The following is a 26,133-nucleotide window of genomic DNA, read 5'->3' as shown; positions in this document are numbered from 1 at the left end:
TGCGGTGCGCCACGCCAGCAAACCCACGCCCGCCTCCACCGCACTGATTCCGATGCTCCGACTCACCGACCTCAAACTGCCCCTCGATCACGACGATGCCGCGCTGCCCGCGGCGATCATCGCGCGCCTGGGCATTCACGCCGACGAACTCACCGGCTTCACCGTCGCCAAGCGCAGCTACGACGCGCGCCGGCGCGGGGCGATCGTGCTGATCTATTCGGTCGACGTGGACACGCCGCGCGAGGCGGACATCCTGCAGCGGCTGGAGCTCGATCCCGAAGCCGCGGCCGCAGGCGAACAGGGCGACGGCGCGGTGGCCAGTGGCAGCGGCAAGGTCGGTGCCTCACCAGACACTTCGTACCGCTTCGTGGCGCGCGCCAGCGATGCGATGCCGCTGCGCCCGCTGGTGATCGGCACGGGGCCCTGCGGCCTGTTCGCTGCGCTCGTGCTCGCGCAGATGGGCTTCCGGCCGATCGTGCTGGAACGCGGCAAGGCCGTGCGCGAACGCACCGTCGACACGTTCGGGCTGTGGCGCAAGAAGGTGCTGAATCCCGAATCCAACGTGCAGTTCGGCGAAGGCGGCGCGGGTACGTTCTCCGACGGCAAGCTCTACAGCCAGATCTCCGACAAGCGCCATCACGGCCGCAAGGTGCTGACCGAGTTCGTCGCCGCCGGTGCGCCCGACGAAATCCTCTACGTCAGCAAGCCGCACATCGGCACGTTCCGGCTGGTGTCGATGGTCGAGCACATGCGCGCCACCATCGAATCGCTGGGCGGCGAGATCCGCTTCTCCAGCCGCGTCGACGATCTGCTGGTCGACACCGATGCCGACGGCGTGCGTCATGTGCGCGGCGTGACACTGGCCAATGGTGACGAGATCCGCAGCGACCACGTGGTGATGGCGCTGGGCCACAGCGCGCGCGACACCTTCGCGATGCTGCACACACGCGGCGTGTTTCTCGAGGCCAAGCCGTTCTCGATCGGTTTCCGCATCGAGCACCCGCAGTCGCTGGTGGACGCTGCGCGCTTCGGTCCCCAGGCCGGTCATCCGCTGCTCGGCGCGGCCGACTACAAGCTGGTGCACCACGCACGCAACGGCCGCTCGGTCTACAGCTTCTGCATGTGTCCGGGCGGCACCGTGGTCGCGGCTGCCAGCGAACCTGGCCGCGTGGTGACCAACGGCATGAGCCAGTACTCGCGTAACGAACGCAACGCGAATGCGGCCATCGTCGTCGGCATCACGCCCGAGGATTTCCTGCCCTACGCGCCCGAAGGCGGGCCGCTGGCCGGCATCGCGCTGCAGCGGCATTGGGAGTCGAACGCGTTCGAACTCGGCGGCGGCGAGTACGAGGCGCCGGGGCAACTGGTCGGCGATCTGCTGGCCGGTCGCGCGTCGAGCGCGTTCGGCAGCGTGGTGCCGTCGTACACGCCCGGCGTGCGCCTGGGCGATCTGTCGAATGCCCTGCCCGAGTACGCGATCACCGCGATCCGCGAAGCGCTGCCGGCGTTCGAACGGCAGCTCCGCGGGTTCGCGATGCACGATGCGCTGCTGACCGGCGTGGAAACCCGCACCTCGTCACCGCTTCGCATCACGCGCCATGCCGACGGCCAGAGCCTGAACACCCGCGGCCTGTTTCCGGCCGGCGAAGGTGCGGGTTACGCCGGCGGCATCCTGTCGGCAGGCGTGGACGGCATCAAGGCCGCCGAGTCGGTGGCGATGGCGATGGTCGCGGCCGGACACGCACGCGCGGCCTGACCGCACGCGCCCGGCAACGGGCGCATTCGCCCGTGTGGCCGCGCGGCCCGATGCATCCGGAAACGCGTCACACCGTTTTCCGATCCGCCGTCGGTATGCTGTGCGGGCACAGGGGGACCCATGTCGTACACGCCAACCGGACCCGATTCGACGGTCTTGCCGGACATCGCCGGTTACCGGTTGCTGCGCGTGGTCGGCCACGGCGGCATGGCCACCGTCTACCTCGGCACCCAGCTGTCGCTGGGACGCGATGTGGCGATCAAGGTCATGCGACCCGAGGCACTCGCCGACGAGGTGAGCCGGCGCCGCTTCGAGAACGAAGTGCGCACCATCGCGCGGCTCGAGCATCCCCACATCGTGGGCATCCACGAAGTGGGACGCACTGTCGACGGGCTGCCCTGGTATTCGATGCCCCACCTGCCGCATGGCCACCTGGGGCGCCGCAACCTCAGCAGTGATCACGCCCGCGTGCGCGAAGTGCTGCGGGCGCTGCTGTCGGCGTTGGGATATGCGCACGCACGAGGCGTGATCCATCGCGACGTCAAGGCCGAGAACGTCCTGTTCGATGAAGCCGACCGGCCACTGCTGGCGGATTTCGGCATCGCCCTGCGTCGCGGTTACGGCACGCGGGTGACGATGATCGGGCTCGCCGTCGGCAGCACTGCCTACATGGCACCCGAGCAGGCGCGCGGCCAGCAGGTCGATTTCCGTGCTGATCTCTACAGCGTCGGCGTGCTGGCCTGGGAAATGCTCAACGGCAGCCTGCCATACCAGGCCGACGACGCCCTGTCGATGGCGATCGCGCACACCCAGAATCCGATTCCGCGCCTGCCACCCGCCCTGCGCCACTGGCAGCGTTTCATCGACCGGGCACTGGCGAAGTCACCGGCCCGCCGCTTCGCCGATGCCAACGACATGCTGCAGGGCCTGGCGCAGATTCCGCAGCGTGACGGGCAGCGGGAGCCGCTGCTCAGCGGTGTCGTGCGGCGCATCGGCGAAGGCGCCAGGCGCCGGCCGCTGCTGATGTGGGCGCCGGCCCTGCTGCTGGTCGCACTGGGCAGCGGTCTGTGGCTGCGTCCGCAGGCCAGCCCCGCGCCGGCAGAGCCATCCCCGCTTGCGGCACAGGCGTCCACCGGCACGCCGCCTCCGGCCGATGTCGTCGGCCAGGCGCATGAGGACGGTCGGACCGCCGCGAGCGCCACGGAGACGCCCCAGGTGCAGGCCGCACCGGTGTCCGCATCCGACCGGCACCTCGCGGATGCCGAACGCCGGTTGCGGAACGGACACCTGTCCGCACCCACAGGGGCGAACGCATTCGATTCGCTCGCGCTTGCCTGGCAGGCCGACCCCGAGCATCTGCGGCTCGTCCCCGTCTCCAACCGGCTGCTCGATGCCGCCGGCGCGTCTGCAGTCGCATCGATCGGCAAGCGCGACGACGCGGCTGCGGCCGCACTGCTGTCGACGGCACGCCAGCACGCCATCGACACCGGACAGGCCGACAGCGACGCGATGCAGCGACTGCGGGCACGGGTGGCCGATGCCGTCGAGGCCCGCCTCGAGGCCGCGGTGACCGCAATGGACCGGCCCGAAGCCATCGCCAGCCTCGCTGCCGCCGAGGCGGTGGGACTCGATGCCGCCACCACGTCGCGCCTGCGTCGCCAGGCCATGACCATTCCTGACGTGGCTGCGCTTGCAGAGCGTGTGGCGGGCGGTGCGCGCGTGGTGCGCAACGGCGATGGCATCTACGCGGTGTCCAATGCACCGGTGAGCCGGGCGGACTACGCCGCATTCGTCGCCGCAACCGGCCGCAAGCCGGCTGCGTGCCGGGCACGCGGTTCGGTGCTGCGCGCGTTCTCGTCCCGCGGCTGGGAAGATCCCGGCTTCGAACAGACGCCGGCCGATCCCGTCGTCTGCGTCTCGTGGCACGACGCGGTGGACTACGCACGCTGGCGCAGCGAGCAGGAGGGACGCAGCATCGTGGTCGCATCGACCGCCCAGGGCGCCGGCATCGCCGCGTCCGCGAACGGACCTGCCGAGTGGCGCAGCGACTGCGCTTCGGCCTGCAAGGACCGCGTCGCCGTCGGACACACCCGCCGAGACGACCTCGACAGCCGCGCACTGGACCCCAACCGCGGCTACGACGACGTCGGCTTCCGGCTCTCGCACCTGCCCTGACGCCGCATCGACTGCGGTTCGTACCTGCAATGCTTCCGCCCCGCAGTCCGCGGGCGCATCATGGCGCGCTCCCCTACGCCACCCCGGATTCCAATGAGTGCCCCCACGCTGGGCGGACGCCTGCAGCGTCTGTTCCTCACCGGCCTGCTGACCCTGCTGCCCATCTGGCTGACCTGGATCGTCGTCAAGTTCGTCTTCGTCCTGCTCTCCAACATCAGCACGCCGTGGGTCGCACCACTCGCGCACCAGATCGCTGCGGGCTTTCCGAATTCGATGGGCTGGATCAACGCGGTCTCTGTGCAGGCGACGATCGCGATGCTCGCCACCATCGCGCTGATTCTCGGCGTCGGCTGGCTCGCGCGCCGCGTCATCGGCCAGCGCATGCTGTCGTGGATCGATGCGCTGGTGCGCCGCATCCCGCTGGCGAACGTGATCTATTCCAGCGCGCGCAAGCTGCTCGACATCCTGCAGACCAAGCCCGACGGCACCCAGCGCGTGGTGCTGATCGACTTTCCGCACGCGGAAATGAAATCGGTCGGCTTCGTCACCCGGGTGATCCGCGAACAGGGCACCGGTCGCGAACTCGCCGCCGTCTACGTGCCGACCACGCCGAATCCGACATCGGGCTATCTGGAAATCGTGCCGCTGGAGAAGATCACGCCGACCGACTGGACCGTCGACCAGGCGATGAGCTTCATCATCTCCGGTGGTGCGGTCGCGCCGGACACGATCCCGTTCGATCCGCCGCCCGTGCCGCCCGCAGCGCCCACTCCGGAAGCGCCTGCGCCCTGAGTCCGTGACCTCCGGCCCTTGCCGGCCGCGTATCGCGTTCTTCAGCATCGACCCGAATCGCCTTTGGAGCCCGACATGAAGCAGCCGCTCGTTCTCGCCATCGCCGTCGCCATCGCCGCCGGCGGCGGACTCGCCGGCTGCAACCGTGATGCGCCCGCACAAACCACGGCCGCTGCAGTCGCCGAAGTGCCGGTCGAAGATGCCGCAGCGCGCGCCGCGCGGCTGACCACGCTGTATGCCGAGTACTGGGAAGAGGTGCTCAAGCTCAATCCGGTGCAGGCGACCTTCCAGGGCGATACCCGCTACAACGACCAGCTGCCGGACTTCGGCAGCGCCGAGTATCGCGAGCAGGTGCGCAGCTTCAACGAGCGCTGGCTCAAGACCGTCGAGGCGGTCGGCAGCGAAGGCCTGCAGGGGCAGGACCTGCTGAGCTACCGCATCTTCGTCGACGAGCGTCGCAACACGCTCGACGGTGAGCGGTTCCCCGACTGGATGATGCCGGTCAACCAGATGGGCAGCATCGTCAGCTATTCGGTGATGCTGGGCTCGGGCACGAATGCGCAGCCGTTCGCGACCGTCGCCGACTACGAGGCCTGGCTGCGCCGCGCTGCGCGCATCCCGGTGCTGCTCGACACCGAGATCGCCAACATGCGCGCCGGCATCGACGCCAATGTCGTGCAGCCGCGCGTGGTGATGGAGAAGGTACTGCCGCAGTTCGACACGATCCTCGTCGACGACGTGGAGAAGAGCCCGTTCTGGGGCCCGGTCGCGAAATTCCCTGACGGCGTGCCCGAGGCCGATCGCGAGCGACTGACCGCCGCCTTCCGCACCCTGATCACCGACCAGCTCAATCCCGCGATCCAGCGCCAGCGCGACTTCATCGCCAACGACTACATCCCGCATGCGCGTGACAGCGTCGGCCTCGATGCCCTGCCCGACGGCATGGCCTGGTATGCGTTCTCGGCCAGGCAACAGACCACGTCCGACCTGACGCCCGAAGCGATCCATCAGATCGGTCTCGATGAAGTCGCGCGCATCCACGAGCAGATCCGCGGGGTGATGGCGGAGACGCAGTTCGAAGGCTCGCTGCAGGATTTCTTCCGTTTCATGCAGACCGACCGCCGCTTCGAGTTCCGCTCCGAGGACCAGTTGCTCGCGCATTACCGCGCGATCGAACAGAAGATCGAGGCCAGGGTGCCCGAACTGTTCTCGCTGACGCCCAAGGCCGGGTTCGAGATTCGCCCCATCGAAGCCTTCCGCGCCGCGTCGGCTGCGGGCGGCGAATACATGAGTCCCAGCGAGGACGGCAGCCGTCCGGGCATCTTCTACGTCAACACCTTCGACCTGCCGACGCGCAAGCGCTGGGATGCCGAAGACCTGTTCCTGCACGAGGCGATTCCCGGCCACCATTTCCAGCTCGCGCTGCAGCAGGAACTCACCGGCCTGCCCGCATTCCGCCGCTTCGGCGGCGAGACCGCGTACATCGAAGGCTGGGGCCTGTACGCCGAAAGTCTGGGCAAGGAACTCGGCCTCTATACCGATCCCTACGACTACTTCGGCCGCCTGCAGGGCGAGCTCTGGCGCGCGGTGCGCCTCGTTGTCGACACCGGCCTGCACAGCAAGGGCTGGACCCGCCAGCAGGTGCTCGACTACATGTTCGAGAACTCGTCGGTCAGCGAGCCCGATGCGATCGCCGAAGCCGAGCGCTACATCGCGTGGCCCGGCCAGGCGCTGGCGTACAAGATCGGCGAACTCAAGATCCAGGAACTGCGCAAGCGCAGCGAGGCGGCACTGGGCGATGCCTTCGACATCCGGGAATTCCATGCCGAAGTGCTCAAGGACGGCGCACTGCCGCTGCCCCTGCTCGATGCGAAGATCGATGCGTGGATCAAGGACCGGCGCGAAGGCGCCGACGCGGCGCCCATGATGGAAGCGCCAGCGGCCGAGGCGTCCTGAGGGATTCCGCACGTCAGCGCGTCACTGCGTTCGCGCTCTCCGGACGTTGCATGCGTGCACGCGATCACCGGCAGATCGCGCGCTTGTCGCACCGCGGCTTGCCCTCCTTCACCCGCCGCGCGATGCTGCAGCCCGGTTCGCGCTGGGGAGGCGCCATGATCCGCACGATGTTCTCGGTGATGCTCGGCATGATCGTCGCCATGATGGTGATGCTCGGGCTGGAGTTCGTCGGCTCGTGGATGTTTCCGATGCCCACCGGCCAACTCGCGCGTGAGGCAGACCTCGCGCAGATCGTCGCCAACGCGCCGATCGGCAAGCTGGTCTGGGTGCTGTCGGGCTGGTTGCTCGCCGCGGTCTGCGGGGGCTGGGTCGCCGCACGCGTGTCGCGCGTGCACCGGATGGGTGCCGCGATCGCGGTCGGCGTGCTGATCGTGCTGGGCGTGATCGGCAATGCCTGGATGCTGCCGCATCCGTTGTGGATGACGCTGCTCGGCGTGATCGGTCCGGTTCCACTTTCCTGGTGCGGCGGGCGGCTCGCGCTGCGGCGCGTGCGCGCCGACGCGCACGCTTAAAACAAAGGACGTTCCATGCAGGCATCGCTGTTGACCACACTGCTGTTGCCGCTCGCGCTCGGCGTGATCATGTTCGGGCTCGGCCTTGGTCTGACGCTCGACGATTTCCGCCGCGTGGCGCGCTATCCGCGCGCGGTTCTGATCGGCCTCGCATTGCAGATCGGCGTGCTGCCCTGGGCTGCGCTGGGACTTGCCCTGCTGTTCCGGCTGCCGCCCGAACTCGCCGTCGGCCTGATGCTGCTGGCCGCATCGCCAGGCGGCGCGACCGCGAACATCTACAGCCACATCGCGCGTGGCGACGTGGCGCTCAACATCACCCTGACCGCCGTCAACAGTGTGCTGTGCCTGATCACGCTGCCGGTCATCCTCAACCTGTCGCTGGAATTCTTCCTCGGCGCCGGGCAGTACGTGCCGCCGCCGACGCGCAAGATCGTCGAGGTCGCGCTGATCATCCTGTTGCCGGTCAGCATCGGCATGCTGGTACGGGCGTTCGCCACCAGCTTCGCCTCGCGCATGGAGAAGCCGATCCGGTTGCTGTCGGTGATCGTGCTGGTGCTGCTGATCGTCGCGGCCGTCGCCAGCACCTGGGACACGCTGCTGGCCTACTTCGCCGCGGTCGGCATCGCCTGCCTGCTGTTCAATCTGGTCAGCATGGGCGCCGGCTACGCGGCGCCGCGGGCGCTGAAACTGCCGCGGCGACAGGCGATCGCGATCGCGATGGAGATCGGCATCCACAACGGTACGCTGGCGATCTTCATCGCGCTCAGCGTGCTCGGAAACGCGACGATGTCGGCGCCGGCCGCGGTCTACAGCCTGCTGATGTTCTTCACTGCCGCTGCCTTCGCCGCCTGGCTCAACCGGCCCGGTCCGCGCGAAGCCGACGCAAGCGCCTGACACGCGTTCCGATGCATCCAGGGCGGACGGATCCGACGATCCGGCTGCAGCCGGTGCGCGACGCGGGCATGCAGGCCGCCATCACCCGATGACACATGTCCCATTACCTACGGGAGAGTCACGCAATGCGCCGACCGTTTTTCGCCCTCGGCCTGATCGCACTGTGCGCGCTGCCCGCATCGGCGGCCGAACGCACGCTGTATCACGGCGCCACGCTGATCGACGGCACCGGTGCGCCGCCCAGGCAGGCGATGAGCATCCTGGTGACAGGAGAGGTGATCGAGTCGGTACTGCCGGATGCGGAGGCGATGCATCTGGATGCGACGCGGATCCCGGTGGAGGGGCTGTACGTGCTGCCCGGCCTCATCGATACCCACGTGCACCTGGCGACGCCGCCGGACGCGGTACGCAGCCGTGCGCTGCTGCGTCGTCAGGTCCAGTCCGGCATCACCGGTGTGCGCAGCATGGCCGACGACGTGCGCTCGGTGGCCGAGCTCGCCCGACAGGCGCTGACGGGCGAGATCCCCGCGCCTGACATCCACTTCGCCGCGTTGATGGCCGGGCCGAGTTTCTTCGACGATCCGCGGACAGTCGCGGTGACCCGCGGGCATGTGCCCGGGAAGACGCCGTGGATGCAGGCCATCGATGCCGACACCGACATTCCGACCGCGGTCGCGATCGCACGCGGCACGTCCGCGAGCGGCATCAAGCTCTATGCCAATCTGCCGCCCGCGCTCATCGCCAGCATCACCGCAGAGGCGCACCGGCAGGGCATTCCTGTGTGGGCGCACGCTGCCGTATTCCCCGCCCTGCCGTCGGACAATCTGCTGGCCGGCGTGGACGCGATCTCGCACAGTTGTCCGATCGCATACGAAGTCTCTGAGGCCGCACCGGACACCTACCAGGATCCGACGCCGGTGGATGCCGACAAATTCCGTGATGGCATGCCGGACGCGATCGTCGAACTGTTTGCCGGCATGGCTCGCCAGGGCACCATCCTGGATGCCACGAACCTCGTCTATGCCCGTCACGAGGCGGCCTGGGCCGCGCGTCCCGAGGGACGGCCGCCGCGGTGTACCGCGGAACTGACCTACCGGCTCACACGCGCCGCCTATCTGCAGGGCGTCCCCATCTCCAGCGGCACCGATGGCGACAATCCGCCGGAGGCTGCCTGGCCGTCGCTGCACGACGAACTGGAACTGCTCGCCGGCCCGGTGGGCATGGCACCGATGGACGTCCTGCGCGCGGCCACCTCGGTCGCAGCGGCCGCGATGAACGCCTCCGACACGCAGGGCACCGTCGCGCCCGGCAAGCTGGCCAACCTCGTCGTCCTCACCGCCGATCCACTGCAGGACATCGGCCACCTGCGCAGCGTCGCCTTCACGATCAAGCGCGGTGTCGTCCATCGCCGTGACGCGCCGGCGACCGCTGATTCGAAGAGCTTCACACCTTGAGGGGCTGATGCGGGGCGGCTGCGGCAGGGCGCGTGGAAGCGCCGCTGTCAGCAGAACAGACGGCGGCGCGCCGGTCTGCGGGCCGCTGCAGCTGCGGCCCACCTGTCGAACGACTTGCGCATGTGCCACCGCAAGGGTCGGGGCAACGATGCGTCTGCAGCATGGCCGCCTCCACATACAGGAAGGCCCCGCGAGTGCGGGGCCTTCTGCATTGCATGGACGCGAGGACGTCACTCGCCGGTGCTGAAGCTCCCGTAGGACTTCAGCTGCTCGACGACCGCCGCATCGCCGACCACGACGATGCTCTGCTGCTTCGGATCGAAGAACTCGCGCGCGACCGACTGCACCTGTGCGGCCGTCACGCCGTTGACCTTCTCGACATAACTGCTGAGGTAGTCGGCGGGACGCCCCAGCAACCAGTTGCCCGCAAGCGCGGAGACCACCGCGTACTGCAGCTGGTTCTGGAACAGGTAGGTACCGGCAGTGAAACGCTTGGCGCGCTGCAGCTCGTCGGCCGGGACCGTCTGCTCACGCATCTGCTCGAACTCCTTGAGGAATTCGCCGACCGCAGCCCCGGTCACCTCGTTGCGCACGTCGCCCTGGGCCTGGAACGCGCCCCCCACCGCGCGCAGGCTGAAACCGCTGTACGCGCCGTAGGTATAGCCCTTGTCCTCGCGCAGATTGCGCATCAGCCGGCTGTCGAAGCCGCCGCCGAGGATGGTGTTGGCGAGTGCGGCGGGAATCGCGCGATCGTCGTCGGCATCGAATGCCGGACGCCCGATGCGGACCGCCGACTGCACGCTGCCGCTGCGGGGCACCAGCACGAACTGCGGACCCTGCGGATACGCCGGCGCGGTGACCTCGGCAATCGGCTGCCCCGTGCCTTGCCAGTCGCCGAACATGCGTTCGGCCAGTGCCTTGGCCGCGTCGGGTTCCACCGGGCCTGCGATCACCAGCAACGCGTGATCGGGCCGGAAGCGCGCCGCATGCGCGGCCTGCAGGCCGGCGATGTCGGTGCCGTTGATCGCGGCTTCGGTCGGCAGCGTGTTGCCGTAGGGATGGTCGCCGAACAGCACGCGACCCATCGCGCGGTTGGCCTGGTAACTCGGCTGCGCCTGCGCGGCTTTCAGGCCCTGCAGTGCGTTGGTCTTCGCCAGCTGCACTTCGTTGGCCGGAAACGCCGGATTGCGCACCACGTCGGCGAACAGCGTCGCCAGCGGCTCGGCCGACGACGACAGTCCCGAAGCGCTGACGAACAAGCCGTCGTTGCTTGCAGTCGCACCGATCGAGCCGCCGAGACGTTCCAGTTCTTCGGCGATCTGCACCGAACTGCGCGTGGCAGTGCCTTCGCGCAACAGGCCGGCGAGCAGGTTCGACATACCCGGCAGCTGCGACGGATCGCTGGCGAGACCGCCGCGTACGGCCAGCACATAGTCGACACGCGGCAGCCCGCCCTGGCGCGGCAGCACCCAGACGGTCAGACCGTTGTCGAGCGTGTGTTCGACGAGGCCGAGTTCGGGCAGCGGCTTGTCGGCGCCGTAATCGGGCAGGCCCGCCGGCAGCTCGGTCGGTGGCGCGGTGGTGGGCGGTGCGCCGGGGGCGGCCGGCTGCTGCGCGTAGGTCGCGCTGGCGAACAGGCAGGCGCCGAGCGCCAGTGCGAGCGGACGCAGGCCGCGGGTCGGAATGTGGTGCTTGTCCATGTCGATCTCCTCAGTCCTGCGCCGGTGCGGCAGCGGGCGCCGGCGCGGCCGGCGGGGCGATGCCGCGTGCAGGCGCCATCGCGGCGGGCACACGATCGATGACGGTGCGGTTGGCATCGGTCAGATAGGTCTTCGCCACACGCTGCACGTCGGCGACGGTCACCGTCTGCACCCACTCGGGCACCTTGTTGAGCGTCTGCGCATCGCCCCACAGCAGCTGCGCCTTGGCGAGCTCGTCGGCGCGCGAGATGAAGGGCTCGAGGCCATTGACGTAATCGGCCAACAGCTTCGTCTTGGCGGCGGCCAGCGTCTCGTCGGGCACGCCCTCGGCGACGATGCGCGCGACTTCCTCGTTGACCGCACCCAGCACCGCGTCCGGCTCGACATTGGGCTTGTACAGCGCGAACAGCGTCAGCAGCGTCGGACCGTCGTAGTCCCAGGCATGACCCAGCGGCCAGCCCATGCCGCCGTCGATGTTGAGCAACTGCTCGCGACCCTTGACCAGCCCCTGGTACAGGCGCGAGGCATTGCCGCCGGCCAGCAGCTGCGACAGCACTGCCATCGGGGCGTGATCGGCGTGGCCGCGCGCGGGCATCTTCCAGCCCACCGCCAATGCCGGCACCTGCGCCAGCGCATCGGCCTGCGCCTCACGCTTGCCTTCGGTGTTCAGCGGCTCGGACACATCGGGACGTGCGGGCGTCGCACGCGACGGGATGTCACCGAAGTACTCCTCGACCATCGCGAAGGCCTCTTCGGGCGAGATGTCGCCGGCGATGCCGATGACTGCATTGTTCGGGCCGTAGTAGTCGCGGTGGAAGGCCTCGACATCGGTGAGCGTCGCGCCTTCGAGATCCTTGAAGCTGCCGTAGCCGTCATGCGCGTTCGCCCACTTGGAGAACGCCAGGCGGTTGATGTCGAACACGAAGAACAGGCCGTAGGGCTGGTTCTGCACGTTGACGCGGATCTCTTCCTTGACCACGTCCTGCTGGTTCTTCAGATTTTCCTGCGAGAAATCCAGCGTTTTCATGCGGTCCGCTTCGAGCCACAGGATCGGCGCGAGCGCGGAGACCGGCGCGGTCTCGATGTAGTTGGTGTAGTCGGGACGCGTGGAACCGTTGAGACGGCCGCCGCCGCCCTGGATCACGCGATCGAAGGTGCCCTTGGGCGCGACCGGTGTGCCCTGGAACATCAGGTGTTCGAACAGGTGCGCGAAGCCGGTGCGGTTCTCGGGTTCGAGGCGCATGCCCACGTGATAGACCACGCTGACGCCGACGGTCGGCGAACTGCGGTCTTCGGAGACGACGACGGTCAGGCCGTTGTCGAGGCGCTTGGTTTCGATCGGCAGACGCCAGTCCGCCTGCTGTGCGGCCGCGGGTGCAGCCAGCATCGCGAGCAGCACGCATGCGCCACCCAGTCCTGCGAGTCGTTTCATGGTCGGTTCCCTGTCCGCCCCGCTCCCCGGGGCACGAACCCCGACTATAAGTCGCGGGGCGTGCCTGCGCGTGCAGGCGGTCGGACAGGTCCGGCGACGTCGACCGCAGCGCTATGGAAACGCGGCGGTCTTCGCTGCGCGCGAAGTCACTTCCGCGCGTCGACGTCCGCTTCCGCGTCGTCGAGTCCGACATTGCTGCGGGCCGACTCGTAGACCTCTCGATCCAGCAGCCCGGTCTCGCGTGCGACGAGTACCGGCACCAGCATCTGCCCGGTGACGTTGGTCATCGTGCGCATCATGTCGAGGATGCGGTCGATCGCCAGCAGCAGTCCGAGGCCTTCGAGCGGCAGCCCGGCCGCCGACAGCACCACCGTCGCCATGACCACCGCCGTGCCCGGCACGCCCGCAGTGCCGAAGCTGCCGAGCACCGAGGCCAGCAGGATCGCCGCGTACTGGGCGAAGCTCAGTTCGATGCCGAAGTACTGCGCGATGAACACCGACGCGAGCGTCGGATAGATCGCGCCGCAGCCGTCCATCTTGATCGTCGCGCCCAGCGGCACGGCGAACGCGGCGTAATCACGATTGACGCCGAGGTTGTGGGTGACCGCACGGATCGCAACCGGCATCGACGCCAGACTCGACGAGCTGACGAATGCGACCTGCATACCGGGCGCCGCGCCGCGGAAGAACTTCAGCGGATTGAGGCCGTGCGTGAGCAACAGGCCGCCGTAGACGAAGACGACGTGCACCGCGCAGGCGACGTACAACGCGATGACGAAGCTGCCCAGCGGCAGCAGCCGTTCGAACCCGTAGGTGCCGACGAGCGCAGCGATCAGGCCGAAGGTGCCGATCGGCGTGAGCTCCAGTACGAAACGCGTGACCTGGATCATCGCGTCGGACGCCTGGCCGACCAGCGCGCGCAAGGCCGCGACACGCTCGCCCAGCTTCACCAATGCGAAGCCGAGCAGGCCGGCGAAGAAGATCACCTGCAGGATGTTGCCGTTGGACAGCGCGGCGAACGGATTGGTCGGCACGACGTTGAGCAGGACTTCGACCGGTGTCGGGACCTCCCGCACCGTGTAGTCCGCAGCCGGGGTCAGCGAACCGGCCTCGATGCTCAGACCCGGATTGAAGGTGTAGGCAACCGCGAAGCCCACGCCGACCGCGAGCACCGCAGTCGCGGCGAACCAGCCGAAGGTGCGCCCACCGAGCGCAGCGATCGACTGCTGTCCGTGCAACGCGGCAACCGCGTTGATTACCGCGAAGAACACCAGCGGCACCGCGATCATGCGGATCAGATTCACGTACAGCGTGCCCAGCGGCTGCAGCCATGTCCCGGCCGCCGGCCCCATCAGCCAGCCGACCAGCGCGCCGAGCACGAACGCACCCAGCACCCGCTGCCAGAACGGAATCCGGAACCACCAGGCCAGAGCATTCATTCGAGGGTTGTCCGCGACATCAACAGGCGACGATACGTGACGCCATCCATGCTGGCGATGCCGGCACCGGGACGCCAGCGTCCCAAATCCGGAACGATGGGAGCAGTGCCGTCACACCACATCCGGCGGCGATCGAAACGCGGCGCCGGTCGCACCGCCGTGAAGCTGACATGCGCGGCGGGCATAATTGCGCGGCTTTTTTCCGGAATCCTTCTGCCCCATGCGCCTTCTGAACGCAGGCCTCGCCTGCTCGCTGACCCTGCTCTGCGCCGCGTGCGCGTCCTCCGGCCCCTCCACCGCCGGCCATGTCCGACCCATCGATGTGCCGCCGGCCGCGTCCCGCGCCGACGAGACCGCGCAGTGGTGGTACCGCAGCGGTGCGGCGCGCGCAGCCGGCAACGGCGCGATGGGCGGCAACGCGAAGAACGTCATCGTGTTCCTCGGCGATGGCATGAGCCTGACCACGGTGGCGGCGGCGCGCATCTTCGAAGGCCAGCGCCTGGGCGGCAGCGGCGAGGAGCACGCACTGAGCTGGGAGCAGTTCCCGGCCACGGCGCTGTCCAAGACCTACAACACCGATTCGCAGACGCCCGATTCGGCCGGCACGATGACCGCGGTCGCGACCGGGGTGAAGTCGCACATGGGCGCGATCGGCGTCTCGTCGGGCCCGCGCTTCGACTGCGAGGACAGCCGCCAGCGGCATGTGCAGTCGTGGCTGCGCCTGGCCAGTGATGCCGGTCTCGACACCGGCATCGTCACCACCGCGCGTCTGACCCACGCCACGCCCGCGGCGACCTACGCGCACGTACCGGACCGCAACTGGGAAAACGATGTCGATGTGCCGGACGAAGCGCGCGCGCAGGGCTGCCGCGACATTGCACAGCAGATCCTCGACTTCGCACCGGGTCGCGCGCCGAAGGTCCTGATGGGCGGCGGTCGCGGCAACTTCCTGCCTGCGGGCGAGCGCGATCCCGAGTACGACGACAAGGTCGGCCAGCGTCTCGACGGCCGCGACCTCACCGCCGAGTGGCGCGCGGCCAATCCCGGCGGCGCGTTCGTCTGGAACACCGCGCAGCTGCGCGCAGCAAAGAATGCCGACGCGGTGTTCGGCCTGTTCGAACCCGACCACATGCAGTACGAGCACGACCGCAACCAGAGCGACGACGGCGAACCGGATCTCGCCGAGATGACCCGGTTCGCGATCGAGCGTCTGGCACGCGACGGCAAGGGCTACGTGCTGCTGGTCGAGGGCGGTCGTATCGACCACGCCAACCACGAAGGCAACGCCTACCGCGCGCTCGACGAGACCGTCGCGATGTCGCGTGCGGTCCAGGCCGCGGCCGAGGCGACGTCTGCCGAGGACACACTGATCCTCGTCACCGCCGACCATTCGCACACGCTGAACTTCGTCGGCTATCCGACCCGCGGCAATCCGATCCTGGGCAAGGTACGCGGGCGGGTCAGCGAGGACGACGACCCGAACGCCTACGCGCTCGACGCGAACGGCCTGCCCTACACCACGCTGGTCTATGCCAACGGTCCGGGTTACACCGGCGCCAGCAACCAGCAGCCGGCCGGCCCGAAGGTCCATTACCACAAGCCCAGCAGCTTCGAGCCGTCCGACGGCCGACCGGACCTGCGCGAGGTCGACACCGAGCATCCGGACTTCATGCAGGAAGCGCTGGTGCCGATGCGCAGCGAATCGCACGGCGGCGACGACGTCGGCATCTGGGCGCGCGGCCCCGGCAGCGACGCGGTCCGCGGCACGGTCGAGCAGAACGTGATCTATCACCTGATCGTGCAGGCCACGCCCGCGCTGCGCACGCAGCTGTGCGCGACCGGCCACTGCAATGCCGACAGCGTGCCGGTGGACCTGCCGGTGATGACGCCGGTGGACGCACCGGTGCGCGCGGCCGACTGAGGCCGACGCCATTGATCCGTACGCGAACGATCAGCCCGATCGCGTACGGAGCGTTCTACGCACGGCATCCCGCATCGCCCGAAAGTACGACGCGGTCCGCAACATCGACGGGCTAAGCTGGCCGCATCCCCATTCGAAGCGGAGCGGCACCCATGAATCGACTCGACGGCAAGGTCTGCGTGGTGACTGGCGCGGCCAGCGGCATCGGCAAGCGCATCGCCGAGGTCTATGCCCAGGCGGGCGGCAAGGTCGTCATCGCCGATCTCAAGCTCGATGCGGCCGAAGCGACCGCGACCGAAATCCGCAACGCCGGTGGTGATGCGCTGGCCGTGGCGATGGATGTCACCGACGAGGCGCAGGTGGTCGACGGCATCGCCAAGGCCGTCGCGCACTACGGCCAGGTCGATGTGCTGGTGTCGAACGCCGGCATCCAGATCGTCAACAAGGTCACCGACTTCAGCTACGCCGACTGGAAGAAGATGCTCGCCATCCATCTCGACGGCGCGTTCCTGACCACGCGCGAATGCCTGCGCGACATGGAAAAGCGCAAGACCGGCGGCGCGATCATCTACATGGGTTCGGTGCATTCCCACACCGCGTCCAAGCTCAAGGCGCCCTACGTCACGGCCAAGCACGGCCTGCTCGGCCTGGCCCGCACGGTCGCCAAGGAAGCCGCGGCCTACGGCGTGCGCGCCAACGTGATCTGCCCGGGCTTCGTGCGCACGCCGCTGGTCGACAAGCAGATTCCCGAGCAGGCAAAGGAGCTCGGCATCAGCGAGGACGAGGTGATCCAGAACGTGATGCTCAAGGACACGGTGGACGGCGAGTTCACGACCGTCGACGACGTCGCCAATGTCGCGCTGACGCTGGCCGCGTTCGAAACCAATGCGCTGACCGGCCAGAGCCTCGTCGTCAGCCACGGCTGGTACATGCAGTGACCGAGGCCGCAGTCCGCCGGCACGTCGCGCGCTATCCCACCGTCGCCCTGGTGCTGCAGGGCGGCGGTGCGCTCGGCGCCTACCAGTGCGGCGTCTACGAACGCCTGCACGAGGCCGGCATCGCACCGAACTGGTTCTCCGGCATCTCGATCGGCGCGATCAACGCCGCGATTCTCGCCGGCAATGCGCCCGAAGACCGCATCGCGCAGCTGCAGGCGTTCTGGCACACGATCACCGAACCGGCCGGCCCGATGTCGCTGCCGGCGCTGGCGATCCGCACCGCGATCGCCGGCTTGCCCGAGGACCCGATGCTGCTGTCGTGGGCGCGCGGCATGAGCGCGATGGGCGCACTGCTGCAGGGCCAGCGTGGCTTCTTCGAGGCGCGGCCGATCTCGCCGCTGTTGCTGCCCGGCGACGGCAGCGATGCGGCGACGAGTTTCTACGACACTTCACCGCTGCGCGAGACCCTGCTGCGCTTCGTCGATTTCGACCGCATCAACCGAGATCGCGGCGTGCGCCTGACCGTCGGCGCGACCAGCGTCACCCGCGGCAACTTCCGGTACTTCGACAGCGCGCGGGAACCCATCCGGGTCGAGCACGTCCTCGCCTCGGGCGCGCTGCCGCCGGCGTTTCCCGCGGTCGAGATCGACGGCGAGCCGTACTGGGACGGCGGCATCGTCTCCAACACGCCGCTGGAATACATCCTCGACTGCCGCCCGCACGAGGACACGCTGGTGTTCCAGGTCGACCTGTGGAGCGCGCGTGGCGCGGCGCCTGCGTCGATGCTCGATGTGCTCGAGCGGATGAAGGACATCCGCTTCTCCAGCCGCACGCGCCACGGCACGCGCATGGTGGAGATGGCGCAGACGCTGCGGGCTTCGCTGAAGGAGCTGATCGGCCATCTGCCCGACCGGCGGCTGCCGGCGCATCTCGAGGACGTGCTGACGCCCTACCTCGACGACCGCGTGTTCAACGTCATCCATCTGATCTACCAGACCAAGCCGCACGAGCAGCAGAACAAGGACTACGCGTTCGGGCACATCCCGCTGCGCGAACACTGGGACAGCGGCCGGCGCGACATGCAGGGCACGCTGGCACACCCGTCCTGGTTCGACCTGCCCGATCGCGATCTGGGGATGGCGACCCACGACGTGCATCGCGCGTCGCCCGGCGGATGAAGCGTTCCGGCTCGCCTGCGCCCAAAGTGACCCCGCAGGCGCGATAATCGCGGCCCGGGTGCGGTCGCGCCCCGGGTCAGGGGAGCCGCAGGATGCAGCCAAATCGAAATCCATGGGCACGCGGCTGCGTGCTCGTCCTGCTGCTGGCTTTCCTTGCCGCCTGCCAGGCGGCAACGCCGTCCGCGCGTCCCGACCATCTGCTCCGCGGCACCGCCACAGATGCCGGCACGCCGATGCGGGACTGCGATCCGGCGATGCTCGCCACCCTGCACCAGGTCGAGATCCCCGCGCCGGCGGATGGCTGGTCCGGCACCCCCCAGGCGGTGAACGTGTTCAACGTGTTCGCCGGCGAAGTGATGATCGGACTCGGCGACCGCGTGGTCTGTGGACGCATGCACGATGCGCGCTCGCGCGACTCCCGTTTCCGCGCCGGTGTCGGCATGGTGGTCGTGCCGGAAGCCGGCACCGACAGCCCGGTCCGTGTGGGCTGGGTGCCGCCGGTCAAGGCGCACTGGATTCCGACGATCCGCATCGGTGGGCCGAGCCCCGTGCAGCAGGAAGACACACTGCGCCTGGTCGTGCGGACCGCCTGCCTCGCCGTCGCGCTGGCGTTGGCGTTCTCCGCGCTGATGGGTTTCATCGGCGCGCGTGACCGCATCTTCCTGGCGCATGCGGCGATGTGTCTGGTGCTGCTGCTGTGGCAGGCCTCGCTCAACGGCCTCAGCGGATATCCGACCCCCTGGCTGCCGGTCGGCCAGCACGAAGCGTGGTGGCAGGTCGCGTTGACGGCATTCGGTGCGGCCGCGCTGCTGTACGGCCTGTGGAGCCAGTCCGGCAGCCTGGGTCGCGCAGCCGGCTGGCGGAAGGCCGTGCGTCGCGGCATCTGGCTGCTCGCCGCAGCGGGCCTGCTCGTGCCGTTGCTGCCCGCGTCGGCACTGCGCGGTGCCTGGTCGGTCATCGATGGCGGTTTCGCCGTGGCCGCGCTGGCCCTGATGTACGTGGCCTGGCGCTCCATCCGCGACGGCGATCGACGTGCGTGCGCGGCGATCATCGCGGTGCTGCCGTTCCTGGCCCTGTTCGTGCCCCAGATCGCGACCAGCCGCGTGGTCATCGAGTACCGCGTCGAGATCATCCAGCTCGTGCTGACGTGGTTCCTCATCGTGATGGCCTACACGCTGACCAACGGCTACGGACAACTGCGCGCGCAGCGCGACGCGATGCAGCAGCTCGCCGATACCGATGCGCTGACCGGCCTGCTCAACCGCAGGGCGGGCATGACGCGGCTCGGGGACTGGTTCGCGCGGCCCCATGACGCGGCCGCGCCGCTGTCGGTCGGGTTCGTCGACGTCGACCTGTTCAAGCGCATCAACGACACGCATGGCCACGATGCGGGCGACCGCGTCCTGGTCGCCGTCGCCGGGGCTCTGCTGGCGGAAGTCGGGCAGCGTGATGCGGTCGCACGCATGGGCGGCGAGGAGTTTCTGGTGATGCTGCCCGGCATGCCGGCCTACGCGGCCCGCACCCGCCTGGAAGCGGTGCGTCAGCGGATCGCCAACGCCGCGCAGGGCCTCGGTGTACCCGGCCTGGAGCTCACCGTCAGCATCGGCATGACGACGCGCGTTGCAGGCGACGAAGATCCGGTCGCATTGCTGCGACGCGCCGACGATGCCATGTACCAGGCCAAGCATGCAGGCCGCGACCAGGTCGTCGACGACCACGCGCCCTCGCTGCGCCTGGATGCCCGCCGCTGACGCGCGGCAGGCGACGTCCTCAGAACGGTTTGGCGAGTACCAGCCACACCACGCCGACCAGCAGCAGCACCGGGATCTCGTTGAACCAGCGCAGTGCTTTCGTCGAAGGCAGCGCTCGGCCCTTGTCGACGCCCTTGAGCCAGCGTCCGGCGACGACGAAATGCACGATCAACAGCACCACCAGCCCGAGCTTGGCGTGCAGCCAGCCGGCGCCGCCGCCCATCGGGGCCATCGTCGGGAAGTCGGTGATGAACGTGTAGCCCATCCACAGGATGAGGCCCAGCAGCAGCGCGAGCCCCAGCATCACGTGGCCGAAGCGGTACAGGCGGCGGCCCATCAGCACCAGTCGCGCGCGCACGTTGACGGTGTCGCCGGCTTCGACGAGGTTGATAAGAATGCGCGGCAGGTAGAACGCGGCGGCGATCCACGCCATCACGAACACGAGATGGAAGGTCTTGACCCACAGATAGGCTTGCATCGCGCTGGCTCCCTCGACTGACGAGCAAGGATCGCACGCCCGCGCGTGCGGTTCGCATCACATATGCGCGCTGCGACGCTGTGTCGCAGTCGACGCCACCGCCTAGAATGCGCGTCCCGCACACCTGTCCGGCTCCTCGATGTCCAAGCAATACGACCGCGCCTATTTCGACCGCTGGTATCGCGCCGGCGACATCGGCGGCCCCGCGCGTCTCGCGCGCAAGGTTGCGCTCGCAGTCGCGACGGCCGAGTACCACCTGGAGCGCCCGCTGCGCACCGTGCTCGACATCGGCGCCGGCGAAGGGGCGTGGCGCGCGCCACTGCTCAAGTTGCGTCCCAAGGCGCAGTACCTCGGCTTCGATGCCAGCGAGTACGCGGTGTCACGCTTCGGTCGTGCGCGCAATCTGCATCACGCGCGCTTCGCGGATTTCGAGATGCTGCGGCCCTGCCCGCCGGTCGATCTGCTGATCTGCAGCGACGTGCTGCATTATCTCGACACGCGCGAACTCGACCGCGGCCTGCCCGGCCTGGCCGACCTCACCGGTGGTGTCGCCTTCCTCGAATGCTTCACCCGCGAAGATGGCGCCGAAGGCGACGACGACGGTTTCAAGCAGCGCCCCGCCCGCTTCTACCGGGAACGTTTCGCCGCTGCCGGCTTCCGCGCACTCGGCTCGCATTGCTGGCTGTCGCCGCAGCTGGCCGACGCGGCCACGGCGCTCGAAACTGCCTGATCCAGCGCAAGCGCGTCAGCTGAATCCTGCCCGCTGCCGCGCCGGCCGTTCACGGCCGATGCGCTATGCTGCGCCGCAGCAACACCACTGACCGGAATGCCGATGCTGTTCTACCAACTGCACGAAATGGGCCGCGCCTGGATGAAGCCGTGGACGCTGCTGGCCGACGCAAACGCGAAGGCGTTCGGCGCCGACACCACCTGGCTGTCCAACCTGCCCGGCTCCGAGCAGCTCTCCGCCGCCAACGAGCTGCTGTACCGCATCGGCAAGGACTACGAGAAGCCGGCGTTCGATATCCATGCCGTCGAGAACGACGACAACGACCGCACCTATCCGGTCGTACAACTCGACGCGCTGGTGAAGCCGTTCTGCAAGCTGCTGCGCTTCAAGCGCTACACCGATGATCCGGCGCATCTCGAAGTCATCAAGGCGCAGCCCACCGTACTCGTCGTCGCCCCGCTGTCGGGCCACCACTCGACGCTGCTGCGCGACACCGTGCGCACGCTGCTGCGCGACCACAAGGTCTACGTGACCGACTGGATCGATGCGCGCATGGTGCCGGCCGAAGCCGGTGCGTTCTCGCTCGACGACTACATCGCCTACATCGAGGACTTCATCCGCCATATCGGCGCCGATGACCTGCACGTCGTCAGCGTCTGCCAGCCGACGGTGCCGGTGCTCGCCGCCGTCTCGCTGATGGCCGGCCGCGGCGAAGCCACGCCGCGTTCGCTGGTGATGATGGGCGGGCCGATCGACACCCGCCAGTCGCCGACCGCGGTGAACAATCTGGCGACCGAGAAGCCGCACGCCTGGTTCGAACAGAACGTGATCCATCCGGTGCCGATGAACTATCCCGGCCGCGGTCGCCTGGTGTATCCGGGCTTCCTGCAGCACATGGGTTTCATGGCGATGAACCCCGAGCGCCACCTCGAATCGCACTGGGATTTCTATCGCGATCTGGTCAAAGGCGACGATGACGACGCGCAGTCGCACCGCCGCTTCTACGACGAATACAACGCCGTGCTCGACATGCCGGCCGAGTACTACCTCGACACCATCCGCATCGTGTTCCAGGAGCATCTGCTGCCGCGCGGCAAGTGGGTCGTCGCCGGCGAGCGCGTGGATCCGTCGAAGATCACCGGCACCGCGCTGCTGACGATCGAAGGCGAGCTCGACGACATTTCCGGCGAAGGCCAGACCCGCGCCGCGCACACGCTGTGCACCGGCGTGTCCGAAGCCGACCGCGCGCATCTCACCGTCGAGGGCGCCGGCCACTACGGCATCTTCAGCGGCCGCCGCTGGCGCACGCAGGTGTATCCGCAGGTGCGCGCGTTCATCGCATCGCATGCGCAGGGCGCGAGCCCGGCGCAGGCAAAGCCCGCAGCGAAGACCGCACGCAAGAAGGCTGCGAAGCGGACGACGAAGAAGACGACCTGATACCGCGCGCCACGCAGGCGCGGATCACGCGAACAAAAGGCGCGCCGGTCGAAACCGGCGCGCCTTTTTCGTGGATCGGAGAACACTCGCTCAGCTGTACTGCGCCGTCTTCACCAGCAGGTGCTTGGCGATGCCGCCGTGCATGCGGCCGATCGCGCGAAACAGGTGCAGGCTCGCGAACAGCAGCAGCACACCGGTCGCCGAGACCAGCGGCAACAGGTACGGCGCCTGCTGCGGGATGTCGATGCCGAACATCCAGACGTTGAGATGCAGGCCCGGGAGCAGTGCCAGTGGCGCCGCAATCAGACTCAGCGACAGCGACAACAGCGTCACGTTGATCGTGAAGTAGACGATGCCCAGCGGCAGCATCAGCAGTAGGTAGAACAGCGTGCTCCAGGTGCGCACGTCGGTGAACATGTCGCCGATGCGCTGCAGCCAATTGCGACCGCGGGCCGAATACAGCGGCCTGCGCGGCATGCGCTCGCCGAGCATCACTTCGACCAGCCGGCCCTCGACCAGCGACAACAGCCGTACCGAACCGAAGAACAGGATCAGCAGCGGAATGCCGATCAGCACGACGACCAGGCTCAGTGACACCGACAGGCCGGTCACCACCCAGGTGAAGTAGAAGATGCCCGTCGCCATCGACAGCACCATGTAGAACATCGATGCGTAGGTACGCGGGTCGGCGGCGACGCCGAAGAAGCGGCCGACCAGCGACGTGCGCGGCTTCGGCGCCGGCGGCCGCAGCGCGGTCTGCACCTTGACCTCGGTGTCGCGGTAGATATCGGCCACTTCGTCCGGCGCGCCGTAGCTCGACGCGACCGACGCGATGACCTCGGCTTCCGAACGACCCGGTTGTTCGGCCAGTTCCGAACGCAGATATTCCTCGGCGTCGTAGAGCGCGTCCTGCACGAGTGCGGGATCCGCGCCGGTGAGCGCGACGCGCAGCTGTTCCAGATACTCGGGGATGCTTTGCGGTGGCTTGTGCATGTTCATTCGCGTATCCCCTCCAGGACGGCGTCGACGGAATCCCGTGTGGCCCGCCAGGCGGCGGTCCAGTGCTGCAGGGTGGTCCGCCCTGCCTCGGTGATGCGGTAGTAACGGCGCGGCGGTCCGGCGACGGACGGTTCCACGTGGCTGTCGAGCAGTCCGGCAGCGCTGAGGTTGCGCAGCACCGGATACAGCGCGCTCTGTTTGCCGCTGAGCACGCCGTCGAGCGATTCGAGACGCTTGGCGATCTGGTAGCCGTACATCGGCTCGCCTGCGCTGCCCAGCACCGCCAGCAATGCCAGCGACACCGTGCCCGCGCTCAGTTCCTTCTGGAACTTGCGCAGCTGCAGATCGCTGTCATCAGGGGCGTCGGCCATGGGCCACCTCCGCTAGGTTGATCCAGATACTAGTGCGGACTTCGCTATAGCGGATGTGCCGGTAGTCACGCAGACCATCGACTCGGCCACAATCGGGGGCTGTCTTCCGGGGAATCCATCCATGCGCCAGCTGTCGCGCCACGCCTTGTCCGCCACCCTCGCCGCCTGCGTGCTCGCGCTGGCCGGCTGCGCCACGTCCGGCGCGCCGGCGAGCGTCGAGACCCGTTCCACGCAGGAATTGCTGGACGCCTCGACACCTGCGGACTGGCGCACGCCCGATCCGGCCAACCTGCTGTACATGGACGTCGACGGCGGCCGCGTGGTGATCGAGCTGGCGCCGGCGTTCGCGCCCGAACACGTCGCCAACATCCGCACCCTCGCCCGCGGCGGCTTCTGGAACGGACTCACCCTGTACCGCTCGCAGGACAACTTCGTCGTGCAGTTCGGCGACATCACCGAGGACGGCGCACCCGGCAAGCCGATCGGCAGCGCACGCGCGAAGTTGCCGGCCGAATTCGATCGCGCGTCGGCCGGCCTCGCCTTCCACGCGCTGCCCGATCCCGACGGCTGGGCGGCGCAGACCGGTTTCGCCGACGGCTTCCCGGCCGCGCGCGACGACCGCAACGGCGCCGGCCGCGCGTGGCTCGCGCACTGTTACGGCACGCTGGGCGCGGGCCGCGACATGGCGCCCGATTCCAGCAACGGCACCGAGCTCTACATCGTCACCGGGCAGTCGCCGCGCCAGCTCGACCGCAACATCACCACCGTCGGCCGCGTGCTGCAGGGCATGGAACTGCTGAGCGTGCTGCCGCGCGGCACCGGTCCACTGGGCTTCTACGAGGACCCGAAGCAGCGCACGCCGATCCGCCGCATCCGCCTCGCCTCCGAAGTGCCAGCAAACGAACGCACGCCGCTGCAAGTGCTGCGCACCGACACGCCGCTGTTCGACGCCGTGGTGGAATCGCGCCGCAACCGCCGCGACGACTGGTACGTGCAGCCGGCCGGGCACATCGACTTGTGCAACATCAGCGTGCCGGTGCGCACGCCGCCGGCAGGCTGAACGCGATGCGCATCGAGACCGAACGCCTGCTGTTGCGTCCGCACACGATCGACGACTTCGACGCGCTGCGGGCGATGATCCGCGACCCCGAGGTGATGCGGCACATCACCTCGATCGTGCCCAGCGACGAGGACATCTGGAACCGGCTGCTGCGCTACATCGGCCACTGGACCGCATTCGGCTTCGGCATCTTCGCGGTGATCGAACGCGAAACCGGCCGCAACGTCGGCGGCGCCGGCTTCGCGGATTTCCGGCGTGGTCTCGGTGATGCGTTCTCCGCCTCGCCCGAAGGTGCCTGGGTGTTCGCCAAGGAAGCGCACGGTCGCGGAATCGCGTCGGAAGCCACCCAGGCGATGCACACCTGGTTCGACGCACAACCCTTCGGCGGGCGCAGCGTCTGCATCATCAATCCGGACAACGCGCCGTCGCGGAAACTGGCCGGCAAGCTCGGCTATGTCGAAACGGGTCCGACGCAGTACCACGATGAGACCACGCTGACCTTCGAGCGCCTGCGACCGCGCGCCTGATCAGGCGTCGCGGCGGCTGTCGTCGCTGCCCAGCGCCTGGTGCTGGAACAGGCACATGCGGATCGCGCTGCGATAGCGGCCGTCGCTGAAGAACTCGTCAACCAGCACGCCTTCGCGCTGGAAGTCCAGCGATTCATAGACGTGGATCGCCGCGGCATTGTCCACGTCGACCAGCAGGTACAGCTTGTAGAGATTGAGCACGCGGAACGCGTAGGCGATCGCGAGCGACGTCGCCGGCCGCGCATAGCCGCGGCCCTGGTGCGTCGGCGAGATCATGATCGCGAACTCGGCGCGCCGGTGCAGATGATCGATCTCGACCAGCTCCACCATGCCCACGCGCGTGTGGCCGCCGTCTTCGACGATGAAGCGGCGTTCGCTCTGGTCATGGATATGTTTGCGGAACAGCTCCTCGAGCTCGACGAAGGATTCGTAGGGCTCCTCGAACCAGTAGCTCATCACCGTGCGGTTGTTGTTGAGCTCGTGGACGAAATGCAGATCGCCGCGTTCGAGTGGACGCAGCAGGACCGGCAACTGTTCGTCGGCGGTTTCGGTCGTGGGCGCGTTCGCATTCAT

General features: G+C 68.3%; 22 protein-coding genes. 15 read left to right on the top strand and 7 right to left on the bottom strand.

The genetic code is table 11. The features are described from left to right. Positions 1-52: 52 nt before the first annotated feature. From AC3A4E_RS07665 to AC3A4E_RS07635, 7 genes are all read left to right on the top strand, one after another. Positions 53-1,756 carry an NAD(P)/FAD-dependent oxidoreductase gene (locus tag AC3A4E_RS07665; protein ID WP_487630914.1) on the top strand — a complete coding sequence of 568 codons (1,704 nt, stop codon included), beginning with the start codon at positions 53-55 and terminating at the stop codon, positions 1,754-1,756. A 120-nt stretch (positions 1,757-1,876) separates the two neighbouring features. Further along, on the top strand, positions 1,877-3,931 hold the full coding sequence (locus AC3A4E_RS07660) for a serine/threonine-protein kinase (protein WP_487630913.1): 2,055 nt from the start codon (positions 1,877-1,879) through the stop codon (positions 3,929-3,931). Positions 3,932-3,991: 60 nt separating this feature from the next. After that, a complete protein-coding gene (locus AC3A4E_RS07655; protein WP_487630912.1) occupies positions 3,992-4,723 on the top strand; it encodes a DUF502 domain-containing protein in 732 nt (243 codons plus the stop codon). A gap of 75 nt (positions 4,724-4,798) precedes the next feature. Continuing rightward, the gene (locus AC3A4E_RS07650; RefSeq protein ID WP_487630911.1) at positions 4,799-6,679 is read left to right on the top strand and encodes a DUF885 domain-containing protein; all 1,881 of its coding nucleotides are present in this window, start codon (positions 4,799-4,801) and stop codon (positions 6,677-6,679) included. A gap of 155 nt (positions 6,680-6,834) precedes the next feature. Then, entirely contained in the window at positions 6,835-7,251 is a 417-nt protein-coding gene (locus AC3A4E_RS07645; protein ID WP_487630910.1) for a hypothetical protein, read from the top strand. Positions 7,252-7,266: 15 nt separating this feature from the next. Further along, a complete protein-coding gene (locus AC3A4E_RS07640; protein ID WP_487630909.1) occupies positions 7,267-8,145 on the top strand; it encodes a bile acid:sodium symporter family protein in 879 nt (292 codons plus the stop codon). 125 nt (positions 8,146-8,270) lie between these two features. After that, positions 8,271-9,599: an amidohydrolase family protein gene (locus AC3A4E_RS07635; protein WP_487630908.1), complete on the top strand. Its 1,329-nt coding sequence runs from the start codon at positions 8,271-8,273 to the stop codon at positions 9,597-9,599. A gap of 230 nt (positions 9,600-9,829) precedes the next feature. On the opposite strand, the gene AC3A4E_RS07630 is transcribed toward AC3A4E_RS07635, so the two are convergent. From AC3A4E_RS07630 to AC3A4E_RS07620, 3 genes are all read right to left on the bottom strand, one after another. Further along, entirely contained in the window at positions 9,830-11,299 is a 1,470-nt protein-coding gene (locus tag AC3A4E_RS07630) for a M16 family metallopeptidase (protein WP_487630907.1), read from the bottom strand. 10 nt (positions 11,300-11,309) lie between these two features. Next, positions 11,310-12,731: a M16 family metallopeptidase gene (locus tag AC3A4E_RS07625; protein ID WP_487630906.1), complete on the bottom strand. Its 1,422-nt coding sequence runs from the start codon at positions 12,729-12,731 to the stop codon at positions 11,310-11,312. A gap of 146 nt (positions 12,732-12,877) precedes the next feature. Next, entirely contained in the window at positions 12,878-14,170 is a 1,293-nt protein-coding gene (locus AC3A4E_RS07620; RefSeq protein ID WP_487630905.1) for a dicarboxylate/amino acid:cation symporter, read from the bottom strand. 220 nt (positions 14,171-14,390) lie between these two features. Here AC3A4E_RS07620 and AC3A4E_RS07615 point away from each other — a divergent pair, with 220 nt between their 5' ends. The 4 genes from AC3A4E_RS07615 to AC3A4E_RS07600 all read left to right on the top strand — a co-directional run bounded on the left by AC3A4E_RS07615 (position 14,391) and on the right by AC3A4E_RS07600 (position 19,958). Then, complete coding sequence (locus AC3A4E_RS07615; protein WP_487630904.1) at positions 14,391-16,091, top strand: alkaline phosphatase family protein; 1,701 nt, start codon at positions 14,391-14,393, stop codon at positions 16,089-16,091. A gap of 152 nt (positions 16,092-16,243) precedes the next feature. After that, on the top strand, positions 16,244-17,029 hold the full coding sequence (locus AC3A4E_RS07610) for a 3-hydroxybutyrate dehydrogenase (protein ID WP_487630903.1): 786 nt from the start codon (positions 16,244-16,246) through the stop codon (positions 17,027-17,029). After that, complete coding sequence (locus AC3A4E_RS07605) at positions 17,026-18,207, top strand: patatin-like phospholipase family protein (RefSeq protein ID WP_487630902.1); 1,182 nt, start codon at positions 17,026-17,028, stop codon at positions 18,205-18,207. The genes AC3A4E_RS07610 and AC3A4E_RS07605 overlap by 4 nt, the downstream gene beginning before the upstream one ends. Positions 18,208-18,299: 92 nt before the next feature. Beyond that, complete coding sequence (locus AC3A4E_RS07600) at positions 18,300-19,958, top strand: GGDEF domain-containing protein (RefSeq protein WP_487630901.1); 1,659 nt, start codon at positions 18,300-18,302, stop codon at positions 19,956-19,958. Between the two features lie 19 nt (positions 19,959-19,977). Here the strand turns inward: AC3A4E_RS07600 and AC3A4E_RS07595 are convergent, their stop codons facing one another. After that, positions 19,978-20,436: a HemJ family protein gene (locus AC3A4E_RS07595; RefSeq protein WP_487630900.1), complete on the bottom strand. Its 459-nt coding sequence runs from the start codon at positions 20,434-20,436 to the stop codon at positions 19,978-19,980. Between the two features lie 139 nt (positions 20,437-20,575). Between AC3A4E_RS07595 and AC3A4E_RS07590 the strand changes: the two genes are divergently transcribed. Together AC3A4E_RS07590 and AC3A4E_RS07585 are read left to right on the top strand one after the other, a co-directional pair. Continuing rightward, positions 20,576-21,166 (top strand): class I SAM-dependent DNA methyltransferase, encoded by a 591-nt coding sequence (locus AC3A4E_RS07590; protein ID WP_232137782.1) that lies wholly within the window; start codon positions 20,576-20,578, stop codon positions 21,164-21,166. 96 nt (positions 21,167-21,262) lie between these two features. After that, the gene (locus tag AC3A4E_RS07585) at positions 21,263-22,603 is read left to right on the top strand and encodes a polyhydroxyalkanoate depolymerase (protein ID WP_487630899.1); all 1,341 of its coding nucleotides are present in this window, start codon (positions 21,263-21,265) and stop codon (positions 22,601-22,603) included. 90 nt (positions 22,604-22,693) lie between these two features. Here the strand turns inward: AC3A4E_RS07585 and AC3A4E_RS07580 are convergent, their stop codons facing one another. Further along, positions 22,694-23,602, bottom strand: coding sequence for a sensor domain-containing protein (locus AC3A4E_RS07580; RefSeq protein ID WP_487630898.1), 909 nt, complete (start codon positions 23,600-23,602; stop codon positions 22,694-22,696). Then, positions 23,599-23,973, bottom strand: coding sequence for a PadR family transcriptional regulator (locus AC3A4E_RS07575; protein WP_232137785.1), 375 nt, complete (start codon positions 23,971-23,973; stop codon positions 23,599-23,601). The genes AC3A4E_RS07580 and AC3A4E_RS07575 overlap by 4 nt, the downstream gene beginning before the upstream one ends. Before the next feature lie 121 nt (positions 23,974-24,094). On the opposite strand from AC3A4E_RS07575, the gene AC3A4E_RS07570 reads away from it, so the two are divergent. Further along, entirely contained in the window at positions 24,095-25,033 is a 939-nt protein-coding gene (locus tag AC3A4E_RS07570) for a peptidylprolyl isomerase (RefSeq protein WP_487630897.1), read from the top strand. A gap of 5 nt (positions 25,034-25,038) precedes the next feature. Then, positions 25,039-25,560, top strand: coding sequence for a GNAT family N-acetyltransferase (locus AC3A4E_RS07565; RefSeq protein ID WP_487630896.1), 522 nt, complete (start codon positions 25,039-25,041; stop codon positions 25,558-25,560). Here AC3A4E_RS07565 and speG read toward each other — a convergent pair whose 3' ends face one another. After that, on the bottom strand, positions 25,561-26,133 hold the full coding sequence (gene speG / locus AC3A4E_RS07560) for a spermidine N1-acetyltransferase (RefSeq protein WP_487630895.1): 573 nt from the start codon (positions 26,131-26,133) through the stop codon (positions 25,561-25,563).

This window comes from Luteimonas sp. Soil_N_1, assembly GCF_057656255.1.
Note: the sequence above shows the minus strand (reverse complement) of the source record. Positions and strands in the feature narration are given on the sequence as shown.

What these genes read in the sequence shown, in the direction of transcription:
- AC3A4E_RS07630 (WP_487630907.1), bottom strand. Translation starts at nt 11,299, where the DNA reads ATGGACAAGCACCACATTCCGACCCGCGGCCTGCGTCCGCTCGCACTG.
- AC3A4E_RS07655 (WP_487630912.1), top strand. Translation starts at nt 3,992, where the DNA reads ATGGCGCGCTCCCCTACGCCACCCCGGATTCCAATGAGTGCCCCCACG.
- AC3A4E_RS07620 (WP_487630905.1), bottom strand. Translation starts at nt 14,170, where the DNA reads ATGAATGCTCTGGCCTGGTGGTTCCGGATTCCGTTCTGGCAGCGGGTG.
- AC3A4E_RS07615 (WP_487630904.1), top strand. Translation starts at nt 14,391, where the DNA reads ATGCGCCTTCTGAACGCAGGCCTCGCCTGCTCGCTGACCCTGCTCTGC.
- AC3A4E_RS07570 (WP_487630897.1), top strand. Translation starts at nt 24,095, where the DNA reads ATGCGCCAGCTGTCGCGCCACGCCTTGTCCGCCACCCTCGCCGCCTGC.
- AC3A4E_RS07660 (WP_487630913.1), top strand. Translation starts at nt 1,877, where the DNA reads ATGTCGTACACGCCAACCGGACCCGATTCGACGGTCTTGCCGGACATC.
- AC3A4E_RS07650 (WP_487630911.1), top strand. Translation starts at nt 4,799, where the DNA reads ATGAAGCAGCCGCTCGTTCTCGCCATCGCCGTCGCCATCGCCGCCGGC.
- AC3A4E_RS07585 (WP_487630899.1), top strand. Translation starts at nt 21,263, where the DNA reads ATGCCGATGCTGTTCTACCAACTGCACGAAATGGGCCGCGCCTGGATG.
- AC3A4E_RS07580 (WP_487630898.1), bottom strand. Translation starts at nt 23,602, where the DNA reads ATGAACATGCACAAGCCACCGCAAAGCATCCCCGAGTATCTGGAACAG.
- AC3A4E_RS07665 (WP_487630914.1), top strand. Translation starts at nt 53, where the DNA reads ATGCTCCGACTCACCGACCTCAAACTGCCCCTCGATCACGACGATGCC.
- AC3A4E_RS07575 (WP_232137785.1), bottom strand. Translation starts at nt 23,973, where the DNA reads ATGGCCGACGCCCCTGATGACAGCGATCTGCAGCTGCGCAAGTTCCAG.
- speG (WP_487630895.1), bottom strand. Translation starts at nt 26,133, where the DNA reads ATGAATGCGAACGCGCCCACGACCGAAACCGCCGACGAACAGTTGCCG.
- AC3A4E_RS07610 (WP_487630903.1), top strand. Translation starts at nt 16,244, where the DNA reads ATGAATCGACTCGACGGCAAGGTCTGCGTGGTGACTGGCGCGGCCAGC.
- AC3A4E_RS07595 (WP_487630900.1), bottom strand. Translation starts at nt 20,436, where the DNA reads ATGCAAGCCTATCTGTGGGTCAAGACCTTCCATCTCGTGTTCGTGATG.
- AC3A4E_RS07590 (WP_232137782.1), top strand. Translation starts at nt 20,576, where the DNA reads ATGTCCAAGCAATACGACCGCGCCTATTTCGACCGCTGGTATCGCGCC.
- AC3A4E_RS07600 (WP_487630901.1), top strand. Translation starts at nt 18,300, where the DNA reads ATGCAGCCAAATCGAAATCCATGGGCACGCGGCTGCGTGCTCGTCCTG.
- AC3A4E_RS07565 (WP_487630896.1), top strand. Translation starts at nt 25,039, where the DNA reads ATGCGCATCGAGACCGAACGCCTGCTGTTGCGTCCGCACACGATCGAC.
- AC3A4E_RS07635 (WP_487630908.1), top strand. Translation starts at nt 8,271, where the DNA reads ATGCGCCGACCGTTTTTCGCCCTCGGCCTGATCGCACTGTGCGCGCTG.
- AC3A4E_RS07640 (WP_487630909.1), top strand. Translation starts at nt 7,267, where the DNA reads ATGCAGGCATCGCTGTTGACCACACTGCTGTTGCCGCTCGCGCTCGGC.
- AC3A4E_RS07645 (WP_487630910.1), top strand. Translation starts at nt 6,835, where the DNA reads ATGATCCGCACGATGTTCTCGGTGATGCTCGGCATGATCGTCGCCATG.
- AC3A4E_RS07625 (WP_487630906.1), bottom strand. Translation starts at nt 12,731, where the DNA reads ATGAAACGACTCGCAGGACTGGGTGGCGCATGCGTGCTGCTCGCGATG.